The sequence below is a fragment of the Mobiluncus sp. genome, assembly GCF_034180645.1.
Classification (GTDB): domain Bacteria; phylum Actinomycetota; class Actinomycetes; order Actinomycetales; family Actinomycetaceae; genus Mobiluncus.
On the sequence record NZ_JAXFNY010000011.1, the window covers coordinates 94,817 to 107,624 of the forward strand.

Annotated in this window: 13 protein-coding genes; 9 read left to right on the forward strand and 4 right to left on the reverse strand. The window is 56.6% G+C overall.

The window, feature by feature from the left end; genetic code table 11:
- Positions 1–7 precede the first annotated feature (7 nt).
- The 5 genes from SPI05_RS04965 (at position 8) to SPI05_RS04985 (ending at position 5,696) form a co-directional block, all read left to right on the forward strand.
- Complete coding sequence (locus tag SPI05_RS04965; protein ID WP_321076755.1) at positions 8–1,750, forward strand: hypothetical protein; 1,743 nt, start codon at positions 8–10, stop codon at positions 1,748–1,750.
- Positions 1,751–1,759: 9 nt separating this feature from the next.
- Positions 1,760–3,304, forward strand: coding sequence for a hypothetical protein (locus tag SPI05_RS04970; RefSeq protein WP_321076671.1), 1,545 nt, complete (start codon positions 1,760–1,762; stop codon positions 3,302–3,304).
- An 11-nt stretch (positions 3,305–3,315) separates the two neighbouring features.
- The gene (locus tag SPI05_RS04975) at positions 3,316–4,605 is read left to right on the forward strand and encodes an exopolyphosphatase (RefSeq protein ID WP_321076673.1); all 1,290 of its coding nucleotides are present in this window, start codon (positions 3,316–3,318) and stop codon (positions 4,603–4,605) included.
- Between the two features lie 125 nt (positions 4,606–4,730).
- Complete coding sequence (locus tag SPI05_RS04980) at positions 4,731–5,123, forward strand: hypothetical protein (protein ID WP_321076675.1); 393 nt, start codon at positions 4,731–4,733, stop codon at positions 5,121–5,123.
- 54 nt (positions 5,124–5,177) lie between these two features.
- On the forward strand, positions 5,178–5,696 hold the full coding sequence (locus tag SPI05_RS04985) for a hypothetical protein (protein ID WP_321076677.1): 519 nt from the start codon (positions 5,178–5,180) through the stop codon (positions 5,694–5,696).
- A gap of 608 nt (positions 5,697–6,304) precedes the next feature.
- Here SPI05_RS04985 and SPI05_RS04990 read toward each other — a convergent pair.
- Positions 6,305–7,027 carry a PspA/IM30 family protein gene (locus tag SPI05_RS04990; RefSeq protein WP_321076679.1) on the reverse strand — a complete coding sequence of 241 codons (723 nt, stop codon included), beginning with the start codon at positions 7,025–7,027 and terminating at the stop codon, positions 6,305–6,307.
- A 191-nt stretch (positions 7,028–7,218) separates the two neighbouring features.
- On the opposite strand from SPI05_RS04990, the gene SPI05_RS04995 reads away from it, so the two are divergent.
- Together SPI05_RS04995 and SPI05_RS05000 are read left to right on the forward strand one after the other, a co-directional pair.
- Positions 7,219–8,829, forward strand: coding sequence for an ABC-F family ATP-binding cassette domain-containing protein (locus tag SPI05_RS04995; protein ID WP_321076681.1), 1,611 nt, complete (start codon positions 7,219–7,221; stop codon positions 8,827–8,829).
- 64 nt (positions 8,830–8,893) lie between these two features.
- Positions 8,894–9,661 (forward strand): hypothetical protein, encoded by a 768-nt coding sequence (locus tag SPI05_RS05000; RefSeq protein ID WP_321076683.1) that lies wholly within the window; start codon positions 8,894–8,896, stop codon positions 9,659–9,661.
- A gap of 66 nt (positions 9,662–9,727) precedes the next feature.
- Here SPI05_RS05000 and SPI05_RS05005 read toward each other — a convergent pair whose 3' ends face one another.
- Positions 9,728–10,840, reverse strand: a complete 1,113-nt coding sequence (locus SPI05_RS05005; RefSeq protein ID WP_321076685.1) for an NADH:flavin oxidoreductase/NADH oxidase — start codon at positions 10,838–10,840, stop codon at positions 9,728–9,730.
- Between the two features lie 224 nt (positions 10,841–11,064).
- On the opposite strand from SPI05_RS05005, the gene SPI05_RS05010 reads away from it, so the two are divergent.
- On the forward strand, positions 11,065–11,307 hold the full coding sequence (locus SPI05_RS05010) for a type II toxin-antitoxin system prevent-host-death family antitoxin (RefSeq protein WP_321076686.1): 243 nt from the start codon (positions 11,065–11,067) through the stop codon (positions 11,305–11,307).
- Positions 11,307–11,708, forward strand: a complete 402-nt coding sequence (locus tag SPI05_RS05015; RefSeq protein WP_321076688.1) for a type II toxin-antitoxin system VapC family toxin — start codon at positions 11,307–11,309, stop codon at positions 11,706–11,708. Before SPI05_RS05010 ends, SPI05_RS05015 begins: the two co-directional genes overlap by 1 nt.
- 66 nt (positions 11,709–11,774) lie before the next feature.
- On the opposite strand, the gene SPI05_RS05020 is transcribed toward SPI05_RS05015, so the two are convergent.
- Together SPI05_RS05020 and sufU are read right to left on the reverse strand one after the other, a co-directional pair.
- Positions 11,775–12,251, reverse strand: a complete 477-nt coding sequence (locus SPI05_RS05020) for a metal-sulfur cluster assembly factor (protein ID WP_321076689.1) — start codon at positions 12,249–12,251, stop codon at positions 11,775–11,777.
- Complete coding sequence (gene sufU / locus SPI05_RS05025; protein ID WP_321076691.1) at positions 12,248–12,799, reverse strand: Fe-S cluster assembly sulfur transfer protein SufU; 552 nt, start codon at positions 12,797–12,799, stop codon at positions 12,248–12,250. Before sufU ends, SPI05_RS05020 begins: the two co-directional genes overlap by 4 nt.
- Positions 12,800–12,808: the final 9 nt, after the last annotated feature.

Here is a 12,808-nt window from a genome sequence, read left to right on the forward strand (position 1 = left end):
CGTGAATATGCAAGAATGGGTGCTGATGAGCATTTTCGAGTCCGATGGTTTCGTTCCGGGAGTGGATCCAGAGATTCTGTCCAAGCAGATTGGCGATGATCTGGAAACAGCTCTGGGTGAACCCTTGAGTTTAGAGCGCCTGCACCGCTTGGAGGAACTGGCGACTTTGGCTCAAAAACACGGCCTGGACGAAACGGAAACTACCGTCCGCTTGGAACTCGTGTGGGACGCTCTCGAATCCGGCGACACCGAATCCGCCTTAGCCACTCTGTCGTGGGTGTTGCAGCAGGTCGCGCACGGTCAGATGGTTCCCAACGATACTCAAAACCAGGTCATTGCCCAACAGATGCTGCAAATCCCCACCCTGGCAGCCCGGCACCCCGGCGTGAGCGCGAAACTACTCGAGCACCTGACTTTTTGGATGGAATATTTCACGACTGAAGCGGGTATTTCCTTGCGTTCCCGCTGGATTACCCGTCACCAGGTGGAACTGGGACGAGGCCACCGAGAAGCCGCTCGCGAAGCTCTCGATATTATTTCCGCTCTGGAGGAGGTGCCTCGCGAGGTCCGTGACGAAGCGGACTGTCCCCTCCACCATTTTCGTTCCCGCATCGCCTGGGCGGTCAACGCTTCGGAGTTTCCCCAAGCCCTATCCCTGTACCGCGACGCATTGGAACGCTGCGCCGAGTCAGATTGGCAGTGCATTAAACCTGATGACGTCAACCCCCTTTTGATGCTGCCGCTGTCTTGGGCGGGCGAGGGCGACGCGGCGTGGCGCGCCCATGAACGCTCTTACCGCCACCAGACCGAAACGTCCCAATACCTCGGTGATATTGCCTCCCACCTGCGTTTTTGTGCGGCTACTTGGAACATTTCCGAGGGTTTGGAGCTGCTGGAAACCCACGCGCAGTGGTTCTCTAACCCTGAGGACCCTTGGGATTTGCTGGTGGCGACCCGTTCGGCGGCGACTTTCCTCTCCCGAGCCGTGGGGGCGTTCATCGGGACGGGCACGAAAGTGCCACCCCTCGGTTTTACTATCAACGGGTCGAATCGCTGGCTTCCTTTCGAGAGTCTCAATCCGACAGATACCCTGGCGCTGGCACAAGCCCGACTGGAGTCGGTCGCCATGAAACTTGCTCTGGCTTTTGACTCCCGCAACGCCAACAACACCATGTCCACGCGGGTCATTCAAAGCCTGCACGAAGCCCCGCTGTGTTCTTTCGCTTCGGTAAAAGACCTTTTGAGCGCCCGTTTTGGTGTGAAAAATCTACTCGCTGAACAGGGCTTGAGCGAAAATAGTCCGGAATGGGTGCTGCCCGACCTAGATGACCCGTCCTGGTTGCGCCAACCCGTTCCAGAGTTTCGATTGCTGGACTTTTCACAGGCCGCTGCGGTTGAGAAACAGTTGCGGGCTTTCGAGGAATTAGTCGATTTTTCGGCGCTGCCGGCCGCAATCTCTGTTGATAAGGAACGCTTGGTACTGGGGGCAAACCGGGTGACGTTCCTAGCCGCGGCCGGGAAGTGGAACGCGGTTATCGATACGGGCGAACTGCTGCTGGAAATTGGTGAAAGAATTGATGATCATCGTCAGTCGCTGCGTTTGGCGTGTTACCTGGTGCAAGCCTATTGGCAGTTGGACGATTTGGGCGCGGCGCGCAACTGGCTGGTGCGAGCTGACGAGTTCGTGGATGCTACTATTTCGGACAAACCTCGCGCGCTTTTGGACGATTTGTCCCTGTTGGCGGGATAAACTTTCTTCATGCAACGTTTCACCCTTCCTCCCGTTCCAGATTCTCTGGATGAGCTGTGTGAAGCGTACACAGATGCCACCGGCTCTTACGCATGGCGTCTGGCTGACCGAATGCTGCGGACTTTTCCCAATGCTCCCCTCAGCGCGGTGGCGCCCCACCACGCTATTTCGTTCCTGCGATTGCGGGCGACCATTTTGGACGCTTTGGGGGATGTCAGCGCGTGTCGGGCTATCTTTAAGTTCGCCGCCACCCAAGCCGCGGGGGCGGGCGATATTGTGTCTCAAGCGGCGGCTCTCGCGCAGCTGCACGTAGACCGGTCTTTCCGTCTCGATGATGACACCGAACACGGTTCGCCTTTCGTAGGGGCAATTCGTCAAGATTTGCGAGACATCGTGGATTTGCTGTTGGATAACCCCGCGGCGATGACGCAAAATCCGGATTTGACCACCGCTACCCTCGCCCATCTGGTTCACGGGTTCGCCCTTATCGGCGCCAACGCCGATGGGCGGGAAACCCTGGACCAAGCTCGGGTCATCTGTCCCGAAAAAGAATCCCTCAAAGCCCGTTTGGACTTGGCTGACGCCGTGTTGTTGGCTTGCAGCGGGCAGATTGATGAGGCCTTAGAACTCGGCGAGCTTATCTTAGGGCGCGATTCTGAGGATCCCCTGGCTCTGCAAGTCGAGGTGCGCGAGTTCCTGGGGACCTGGTATCGGGCTATCGGCCGTCACGTGGACGCGGCTAACCACCTCAGAATTGTGACCGACCTGTGCCGCGACTACGACCTGCCCTATATGGCGGTCGTTGCGGCGATGGAACAGATTTCTTCCCTGGTGGAATTGAACAAACTGGAAATCGTAGTTGATTTGGCTTCGTGGGCTCTGGACGTAGCCCACGATCTCGGCATCAACAATGAGGTGGTGCGAACCTTGGACATCGTCTTGGTTCAGGGCTTAGCCGGTTTGGGGCGTCACATTCAGGCCGTCAACTGTGCTGAAATCGCCGGCACCCGAGCACGGGAGCACGGGGACGTTGATACCGCCATTCTGCTCTATGAAATGGGAGCCAAATCCGCCAGAATCAGCGGGGATCAGGCTCGCGCCGCGAACCTCTACGGTTTTTGCGCCGAACTCGCCGGCGGCGAAATTTCGCTGCAAGCCCGTTTCCTCCGCAAAGAATCTGCAGCCATTTTGGCCACCGTCGGACTGAAACCTCCCCGCGAAAAGCCCCCCGAGGAACCTTGTGCAGTTCCCCACACGGCAGACACCCCCGCCGCGAGAGTGGAAGCTGAAACCCTAAAACACCTCGAGACTGCCCCGAATATTAATTCCATCGAAGCACGTACCGCACTGTCCTTAGCGAAAGACCTCATGGATGAAGCCCTCTCCCTGTTGATGTCCACCCCGAAAGGAGAACGCGGCCTCGCCGCCCCGGAACTCGCCAAGTGGAATGAACTGCGCGCTTGGATGTCCGAGGTCGAGAAGGGTGCTCAGCCATCGGTAGCGTCTGACGAAAGTGCACCGCCGTCGTATCTGCCCCAGGAGGACGATGCGTAATGGTTAATCGGATGGATTCCACACTGCTACTGCCGGATTTAGCCAACCAGTATGCCACGGCGTCCCACTCCGTCAGCTTGCGCCTGCTCGCCTATGCTCTGCAGTCTTTCCCTCTAGCCGAGCCTTTCGCCCCCAGTCCCAATCGCAGCGAGACAGAAAATCTGAATATTTTGCGTCTTTGGGCAGACATGCTGGTGGCTCGCGGTGAAAACGGCGCTGCTGCCTCGACTTGGAAGCAAGTTGCGGTGTGGTGCCACCACCTGGACGACTTGCAGGGCGCTACCTACGCCCTGGTGCAAGCCCATGCCCTGCTCTTGCCCCAGATTCCCCCGGCAGAGGCTTCCGACACCGCGGCGCAGCTGATTAAGTTCCTCACCAGAGTCCCCGATTCGCTGGAAAAGTCTGAATCGATGATTGTTTTGGCAACCAGTCTGCTGGAACTGGGGGATTTGCGAGCCGCCCAAATTCTCCACGATGAAGCGGCCGGCAGCAACGCTCGAATTCGCCTGGATTCCGCACTGTTGCAAGCGAGAATCTTTCTGGCTCAGGGACACCGGGAACAGGCGCAGTTTTTCCTTGACGATTTGGAGAGCAACCCGGGGATATTTTCTGACGTGCAAGGTGCCCGCATGACTATTGGCATGTTTCGCCTGAGCCTAGATCAGGACAGCGGAAACCTCGCCGCGGCGCTGGAGCTAGTGAAAACGTTATCCCAGCAGGCTAAATCAGAGGGTCTGCTGCTCCAACAAGCCCTGCTGAGCACCACGCGTACTGAGCTCAGCGCCGAAATGCACCTGGATCAGGACGTCATCGTCCACGGCATCGAAACCCTCCAACTATTTGACCAGCTGAATCTGGGAGAAACCCGCCGCATCGGCATCAAAGCGATACTGGCTCGTTCGCTGGCGCGAATGGGGCGCGCCAAGAAGGGCATTGAATATGCCGAGGAAGTGTCGGCTTGGGCGCAGCGCCACGAAAACCTGGCACTGGAGCAAGAATTTACGGTCATCGCCGCGGACTTGGCGGCGCGCGACCTGCAAGGTATCCGCGCCGCCGGGCTCTATGGCTGCGCCGCGGATTTGTACAGCGAACAACCGCTCTTGCGGGCTCGCTACCTGCGAAAATGCGCGGTGCAACTGGTTTATTCCGCCGGGTCGGACCGGGAAACCACTATCCGCTGGGCGCTTTCTCTGCTGCGCGAAGCCGGGGATTTGCTCCACGGCATGGAACGCGACGGCGAAGTCGCCGCGGAACTCTCCGCTTGGGAATTCGACCGCCTGTGGATTCGCACCCGGAAATAGCTCGCCTGCCCTGCAAGCCAATGACAGGCGTGGTTTGTTCCCCCGGAAAAACGGCTACCACCTTTGTTTGACACAAACCGTAATATATGATAAACGAAGCTTGCGGTGTGTTGAAGGGTGGTTCAATGACGAAAGCAAATTTGGTTATTCAACGAATTGTTGCCATATTTCTCAGTCTCGCAGTCGTGGCTCACTCCGGGTTCGCGCTGTGGCAGATGTACCTGAGCGGCAAAACATTTTACCCCTCTGAACACACCACTATTTACTATCCGTCGGTGCCCCTTCCCTCTCAGCTGGCCGTGATAGTCCTGGCGCTGGCTTCGTTTGGTTTCGTAGCAGCCTCCATGAAGCACGAGTTTTCTGTAGGGTGGCTCCTCCCTGCGCTGATCCTTTCCACGCTTTGCATTGTGGCGACCGGAACCGTGGGTCTGATTATGGCAACGCTGACCCTCATCACTGCCGCAGCATATTTTTCAGCGCGTTCATTTTTACGTACGCCAGAAATAAATAATTACTAACCGTATCGCTCCGAGTTTCATATATCTTACAGTGATATTTGGGAGGATGATAACATGAAAATCCGTTCCGTAATAAATTTTGCTTTTGTGTCCGGCCTTGTCTGCATTTTCGTTTTATCAGGATGCGCTTCACATCAAGCCCCAGTTCAAGAAGATTCCGATTCCGATAAAGTTCATTCAAGTCACGCAGCTACAAATGATGGCATGATGCCACTCGAAGAAGTTCTCCGCGATGCGAAAGAATCTCCAGATTTAATAACTATTCTTAACAGCAGTTCTTTTAACGGAGATAAACACATTAATTTAAAGGAAATTTCGGATACAAATTCAAAGATACAACTGATTTTTGTCTGTAAACAAGAGTCAACTAGTTCTGCATCAATTTGGTTAAGGCGAAATAATGTAATGAGAAGACTTATAGAATTAGGAGAGTGTAACTCCCCAAAAAGCATTCGCGTAGTAGAACTCGCCGTCTCAGATTTTCCGAAACCTGAGCAAGCAATCATCATTGCTAATGATGATACAAAATTTAATATGGTAATTACCAATTCTCAACAGGAGATACAGCCATGAAATTACTTCGTTATTCTTTAGGCTTTTAGCCGCATTTTTATTATCCATTACACCACTCGCCCAGGCGAACTCATTCAATCAGGATTCAGATAGCTCTATCCCGACAACGACTCATTTAGCTAGAGCTTGTCCTGAAATCGGACATCACGGTAAAGTGAGTAACGTATATGCCGTATTCATGCCAGGGACTGTCCCAAAGTCATGGTTAGATCCTGGGGCCTCTTACAGCTATCAAAGCGGAAGCAGTACAACAGTTACCGGTACCGTGAGCGGTGGTGTAGATGCTACATTCTGGGGAGTAGTTCACGCTTCGATTAACGCGTCACTGGCCAAATCAAATACTGCTACTGTCACGCAAACTTGGTCCTGGAAAAACAACACGAACAGTACACAGTGGGTTCAGCTTGGCGCCAGAGGGTACACCTTTGATTACGAGTCCTATGATGTAGTTGCTCCATGCAACATCGTAAATGTGAAAAAAATGCCGCACAATACCTTGCCCACAAACGAAACCTGGATTAAGCACTCGTAATAATACGGCTTAACAGGACGTAACAACAGCGTGGGGCCGGTTGACAATCAACCAGCCCCACAACTTTGTCAGCTCCCTAGCCGTTATTCTTCAAAGCGTTGAGCCGCGCTGTCACTTCCGCGTCTGCCGCGGACACATCCAGGGCGGCGAACTGTTCCTCCAGGGATTCGCCCTCTCCTGCCAGCTCGGCCTGACCGGCCGCCATAGCCTCGGCCCGGCGGACCTTTTCCTCAAAACGCCCCAGCTCGGAAGTCGGATCCATAATGTTAATCTTGGACACGGCTTGCTGCACCTGGGTTTGCGTGGCCGCAGTCTTAGAGCGAGCCACCAACGAGTCCCGCTTCGACTTCAAGTCCTCCAGCTGCATCTTCATCGTGTTCAGCCCGGACTTGAGCTTATCCACCGTAGCGGTCTGGTTAGCAATAATCGGAGCCGCTTCCTCGACCTCCTTTTCAAAGCTAATCTGTTTCGTGATGGCGACCTTCGCCAGGTTGTCCATCTTGTCAGCTTCGGCCGCGTTCCCGGCAGCTCGCAGTTCATCGGCTTTTTTGGAAGCCGCCGCGGCTTTCGCCCCCCACTCGGTGGCAGCCTGCTGATCCTCATCGCGGTCGCGTTCCGCTAAACGCAGATTCCCAATCGTTTGCGCCACGGCCTGTTCAGCCTCCGCGATTTCATTGGTGTAATCACGTACCAGCTGGTCAAGCAGCTTTTCGGGGTCCTCTGCCTTGTCCAGCAGCGCGTTGATATTAGCCTTGGTAATTTGGGCAATGCGCCCCAAAATAGATTGCTTTTCAGCCATTTTCTGTCCTTTCAGTCGAGCGGCTTGTGCGTTTTAACGCTATCGCACCCGCCGACACGACCACTCACCCTTTGGGGTGATTTTTCGTCCCGAGAATCGTTCGCCAGACGGATTTTTGGGGTTTGAGTCTCACGTCAAAGGTCGGGTGGGCAGGTTTTCGGTTCTGGCAGTTTTCCGACTAAACTCTTGGGGTGATTACTGCCACCGACCTCACCTTGCGGATTGCGGACCGTGTCCTCATGGAACACGCCTCGTTCCAGGTAAACAAGGGTATGCGGGTCGGCTTGGTGGGACGCAATGGCGCCGGCAAAACCACCCTGATGAGACTACTGAGCGGTACTGGAATGCCCGATGCGATTCAGGTTGAGGGAACCGTGTCCCGGTCGACCACACCGGGTTACCTTCCCCAAGACCCTCGGGAAGTCGATCCTGACCAGATAGTGCGCGACCATATCCTGAGCGTGCGCGGACTCGATGTCATCGAAGCCAGAATCCGCAAGGCGGAGGAGGCGATGAGCCGCGAGACGGGCGAAAAACAGCAAAAGGCCATGGAAAAATATGTGCGCCTGGATCAGGAGTTTCATATGTCCGGCGGCTACGCGGCAGCTTCCGAAGCCGCACAAATCGCCGCTAACTTAGGGATTTCCAACGAAACGTTACGTCAGTCGTTGGGGACGCTCTCCGGGGGGCAACGCCGCCGGGTCGAGCTGGCGCGCGTGCTGTTTTCCGGGGCTGACACCCTGCTATTGGACGAGCCCACCAACCACTTGGACCACGATTCCATAGTGTGGCTGCGCAGTTACCTGCGAACGTTTCCCGGCGGGGTCCTGATTATTTCGCACAACGTGAAACTTTTGGATGAAACCCTGAATCAGGTTCTGTACCTAGATGCACTGCGCGGCGCGTTGGACGTGTACCACATGGGCTGGAAAGCCTATCTGCAAGCTCGCGCTGACGACGAGGCGCGGCGGAAACGGGAACGGGCGGTAGCGGAAAAGAAAGCCGCGGCTCTGCAAGCCCAAGGCGAACGTCTGCACGCGAAAGCCACCAAGGCCGTGGCGGCTCAACAGATGCTGCGCCGCGCCGCGCAGCTGCTGGAAAATACCCAGGCGGAAGGCCCGAAAGAAAAAGTGGCCAAACTCGATTTCCCCAAGCCCCAGCCTTGTGGGAAAGTTCCCCTAGCTGCTGAGGGCATTTCCAAAACCTACGGTTCCCTGGAAGTCTTTACCGACCTGACGCTGGCTATCGACCGCGGCTCAAAAGTGGTGGTGTTAGGGTTCAACGGTGCGGGAAAAACGACCATGTTGCGTATCTTGGCTGGTCTGGAGACCAGCGACACTGGACGGGTGGTTGCCGGTCATGGACTGAAGCTCGGCTATTACGCTCAGGAACATGAGACCCTGGACGATTCCCTTTCCGTGGTAGAGAATCTGCGCCAGGCTGCTCCGGAACTTGATGACACCCAGGTGCGTTCCCTGCTGGGACAGTTCCTGTTCTCCGGGGCGGACGCCGACAAACCCACCGCGGTGCTGTCCGGTGGCGAAAAGACACGCCTAGCTTTGGCGACGTTGGTGGTGAGCGGGGCGAACGTGCTGCTGCTGGACGAACCGACCAATAACCTGGATCCCGCCTCACGGGAGGAAATCCTGAACTCCTTGGCCACTTATGAGGGCGCGGTTATCCTGGTCACCCACGATCCGGGAGCGGTGAAAGCGCTGGATCCGCAACGGGTTCTGCTGCTGCCCGATGGTGATGAGGACCTGTGGGACGAAACGTATTTGGAACTCGTTGAGGTAGATTAAACCGTGGTCTCTCAACGCCACACGAAACGGTAAACTGTTTGAGACAGACTAGAGAGGAAAACTGATGCGTTACCAAAAGACAGTCGCCAGTGTCTTGGGGGCAGCACTGCTTGCCGTAGCGTTGAGCGGATGTGCCGGCACGAAACAGACTCTGGACAACCCTGCCAGCGCTTACATCAAGCAAAAGGATTCTCTGCCAACGATGGTGAAACAGTTTTCCGGCCCGAACCTGGCCATTATTTTGGGTGGGCTAAAGATTAAGGGCGACAGCTTGAAAGTCTATGACGAAGAAACCACCGCATCGATGCGCTCCGCGGACCATCAAGCCTTGGATTTGCTGCGGGAAACCACGTTCAAACCCGAAATGTGCCAGCAAAAGCTCATGGACTCCTATACCGACAAACCGGAAATCCCCGCGGCTTTTTCCCAAGCTAACCTCAACAATCACGCTACGGTAGTGCGCTCTCAACTGCGGGCCTACCCGTCCGTGGCGCAGGCCCAGAAAGCGATTCAAGTCCAGCGGGATTTGGCTCAAGCCTGTCCCACCTACGCGGTGACGACTCCCGGAGGCGCCAGCTCCCAGCAAACCACCGCCGCGGCGGATTATCCGCTTGACGGAGCTCAAGACGGCTTGATGATGACTTACGGAACGGACCGCGGTGAAGGCCAGATTGCCCCCACCGAAGTCGGGGTGTTTCAGCGAGTCGGCAACTTGGAAATTCGGGTGTATTTTGATGGCAAAAATCCCGTCATGGATGCCAACGAGGCTCGCGCCGAATTGCAGGAATTCGTAACGTACCTGGGGCAAGCTCTGATTGCGAAAGCAAAGTAACTCCCGAGGAAAGCCTCGTCCCGGTTCCAAATGTTTCTGGTAGCGGCCCGCCTGGAGCCGGCGGCGTTAGCTGCGCGGAGTGCCACTAATGTACGGCTTGGGAATGGGGGCTTCGTCGCCCAAACGCGCCGCCCAGGCTAGGGGCAGCGACGGATCAGTCAGCAAAGGCCGGCCGACCTGGACCACGGAGGCTTGACCGTTGACCAAAATCTGTTCAGCTTGTGCCGGTTCGGTAATCATGCCGACAGCCGAAACGGGCAAGGGCCCCCGGTCTTGAATCTCGGTGGCGTATTTCACCTGGTAACCCGGGGCCTGTGGAATCTCTACCCCGTCAATCAAACCGCCGGTGGACACGTCGATAAAGTCAACCCCGAAAGCGGCCAAATCCTGGACAATCCGACCCCAGTCCTCCAGAGTAACGTCGCGCTGTAGCCCGAATGCTCCACTGGGAACCCAGTTAGTCGCCGAAATCCGCATTAGGAGCGGGAAATTTTCCCCCAACTCTCCGCGAATCGCAATGACCAGTTCACGCCAAAATCGGAAACGCCCCTGTAAATCCCCGCCGTATTCATCGGTACGCTGGTTGGTCAGCGGAGAAATGAACTGACTCAACAGGTAGCCGTGGGCGCCGTGAAGTTCCACAAAATCGAAGCCGGCCGCCAAAGCGCGGCGGATGGCGCAGACGAAGTCCGCTTGAGTTTTGCGTATATCCGCAGGGGTCATTTCGCGAGGAACCTCGTGGCGAGAGGTAAACGGAATCGGGCTGGGCGCAATGGTATGCCAGCCTATGCCTCCCAGGGAGGAGTCCTCGGGAGCCAGGGGCGTGCCGGAAGGAGACGTGGAGGCTTTCCTGCCGGCGTGAGAAATCTGGATACCGGCAGCCGCGCCGCCCTCTTTGATGAGGGTGGCCAGCCGGGCAAAAGCCGGAATTTTTTCGTCCCGGTCCAGCATCAAATCAAAGGGCGTGATGCGCCCCTCCGGGCTGACAGCGGTCGCTTCCACGATGACGGCGCCCACCCCGCCTGACGCCCTGGCTCCATAATGAACTTCGTGCCAATCGTTAGGCCAACCCGCGGAGGGACCCTCGGAAGATGCGGTAAATTGGCACATCGGCGGCATCCACAGACGGTTGCGGGTTTCGAGTTTTTTCAGCCGAAACGGCGTAAAAAGGTGGGACATGGGGTAATTCTAAACGTTACGCTGGCCTGTTGCCTATCTTTCCACCATTCAATAGTCGCCAGGCGGCAGGTTGGCGGGGTCTCAGCGACTCGCTAGCCCCGGCAGAGCAGGTGGTAAACCGCTGTTTCGCCAGGTCTGAGCCGCGAACCAAACCGGCACCGGACTGAAAATAGCGCCGCACGTACCTATTGAACCCGTGTAGCACGCTGCGCTACAATAGAACTATGCAAGCCACCCTAACCCAGCGGGAACTGCGCAACGAATCCGGACGCGTGATGCGAGAAGTCGCGTCCGGTGCGACATTTATTGTCACTTCCAACGGTCGACCGGTCGCCGAGCTCAGCCCCATACAGGACACCTGGTTTTCCAACACTGCCGCGGTTTTGTCACGGTTCAGCGGAGCTCCCGCGGTGGATGGCGGCTCTTTAAAAGCTGACATCGACGGTTTTGTAGACATGGGTGTCTGATGTCCCGACTCGAATACGGATTATTGGACACCTCGATAATCATTGATATAACCGAGCTTCCCGCCGACTCCCTGCCCTTGCACAGCGCCATCAGCGCCATCACTCTGTCCGAACTGGAGGCCGGGGTTTATGCCGCCAAATCTGAGATAGAACGCTCCGCCCGTCTGGATCGATTGCAGCGCACCGAGACAGCGTTCTCACCTATCCCTTTTGACGCTTCCGCCGCCCGTGCTTATGGCCGAATCTATGCGGCAGTTGTTGCTCTGGGCCGAAAACCGCGGCGCCGCTTCGCCGACCTCCAGATTGCCGCCACCGCTCTGGCACACAATTTGCCCTTGTTCACCAGGAATCCGGACGACTTTTTCGGCTTGCACGAACTAATCTCCGTATATCCCCTCTGATAGCAACACCCAAACACCCCGGAAACGCTGCTTCGCCCGGAGATGCGGGTGGGGAACCTAGTGACCTCACACGTTGAAACCGAGGGCCCGCAGCTGCTCGCGGCCGTCCTCGGTGATTTTGTCCGGACCCCACGGCGGCAGCCACACCCAGTTGATGGATACGGTTTTCATCAAATCTTCCAGTACGAAACGGCACTGGCGCTCAATCATATCCGTCAGCGGACAGCCAGCAGAGGTCAGGGTCATGTCAATAACCAGGTCGTCTCCGTCCAGATGCAGTCCGTAAAGCAACCCCAAATCCACGATGTTGATGCCCAGTTCCGGGTCGATAACGTCCTTCAGCAACTCCACGATTTCTTCCACCAAGGCACGTTTCTCTTCGGAAAGTTCCGCGCCCGGTTCCGCCACGGTATCCGCCGCTATCCCGTCAACCAAGGTTGTAGACCCGGCTGGTGCGGTATTGACCTCTGACTCCACCGCCGCGCTGGTCTTCGGTGCACCCAACTCGTCCAATAGCTCTTTACTCAAGGGTTCTTCACTCATGGGTTTGTCCTTTTGTTGTTTTGTGTGGTTTTAGGGTCACAAGTCCGGTTCATCACTCGCGGGTCACAGTGCGGCGCCACCTGGGTACCGCCGCCGGTTCCATCTGTCGCCGCAGCTTGGGCCAGCGCATCTTTCAAAGCCATCCACCCCAGCAGGGCGCATTTTACGCGGTTAACATAGCGGGAAACGCCTTCCAGGCTGGAGGCATCGCCCAGACGATCGAGCAAATCCTCATCCACGCCCCGGCCTCGTGAATGCATCATTTCGTTGAAATCCTGTTCCAGCCCGTGCACAGTTTCCAGGTCTTGGCCCTCCACCAGCTCCCACATCATCGACAGGGAGGCTTGCGAAATCGAGCAACCGTGCCCGTCCCACACTAGGTTGCGCAACTTTCCGTCCGCCACTTCTACCTGCAGGGTGACCTCGTCTCCGCAGGTCGGATTGACCTGGTGGGAACTGGCAGCCCAGCCGGGCAGGGTGCCGGCGCCGTGCCGAGCCTTGGACTGCTCCAAGATGAGCTGCTGATACAGGTTTTCCAGTTCGTTCACTTGTGTTCC

What these genes read in the sequence shown, in the direction of transcription:
- SPI05_RS04980 (WP_321076675.1), top strand. Translation starts at nt 4,731, where the DNA reads ATGACGAAAGCAAATTTGGTTATTCAACGAATTGTTGCCATATTTCTC.
- SPI05_RS04965 (WP_321076755.1), top strand. Translation starts at nt 8, where the DNA reads ATGCAAGAATGGGTGCTGATGAGCATTTTCGAGTCCGATGGTTTCGTT.
- SPI05_RS04970 (WP_321076671.1), top strand. Translation starts at nt 1,760, where the DNA reads ATGCAACGTTTCACCCTTCCTCCCGTTCCAGATTCTCTGGATGAGCTG.
- SPI05_RS04985 (WP_321076677.1), top strand. Translation starts at nt 5,178, where the DNA reads ATGAAAATCCGTTCCGTAATAAATTTTGCTTTTGTGTCCGGCCTTGTC.
- SPI05_RS04975 (WP_321076673.1), top strand. Translation starts at nt 3,316, where the DNA reads ATGGATTCCACACTGCTACTGCCGGATTTAGCCAACCAGTATGCCACG.
- SPI05_RS05020 (WP_321076689.1), bottom strand. Translation starts at nt 12,251, where the DNA reads ATGAGTGAAGAACCCTTGAGTAAAGAGCTATTGGACGAGTTGGGTGCA.
- SPI05_RS04990 (WP_321076679.1), bottom strand. Translation starts at nt 7,027, where the DNA reads ATGGCTGAAAAGCAATCTATTTTGGGGCGCATTGCCCAAATTACCAAG.
- SPI05_RS05000 (WP_321076683.1), top strand. Translation starts at nt 8,894, where the DNA reads ATGCGTTACCAAAAGACAGTCGCCAGTGTCTTGGGGGCAGCACTGCTT.
- SPI05_RS05010 (WP_321076686.1), top strand. Translation starts at nt 11,065, where the DNA reads ATGCAAGCCACCCTAACCCAGCGGGAACTGCGCAACGAATCCGGACGC.
- SPI05_RS05005 (WP_321076685.1), bottom strand. Translation starts at nt 10,840, where the DNA reads ATGTCCCACCTTTTTACGCCGTTTCGGCTGAAAAAACTCGAAACCCGC.
- SPI05_RS05015 (WP_321076688.1), top strand. Translation starts at nt 11,307, where the DNA reads ATGTCCCGACTCGAATACGGATTATTGGACACCTCGATAATCATTGAT.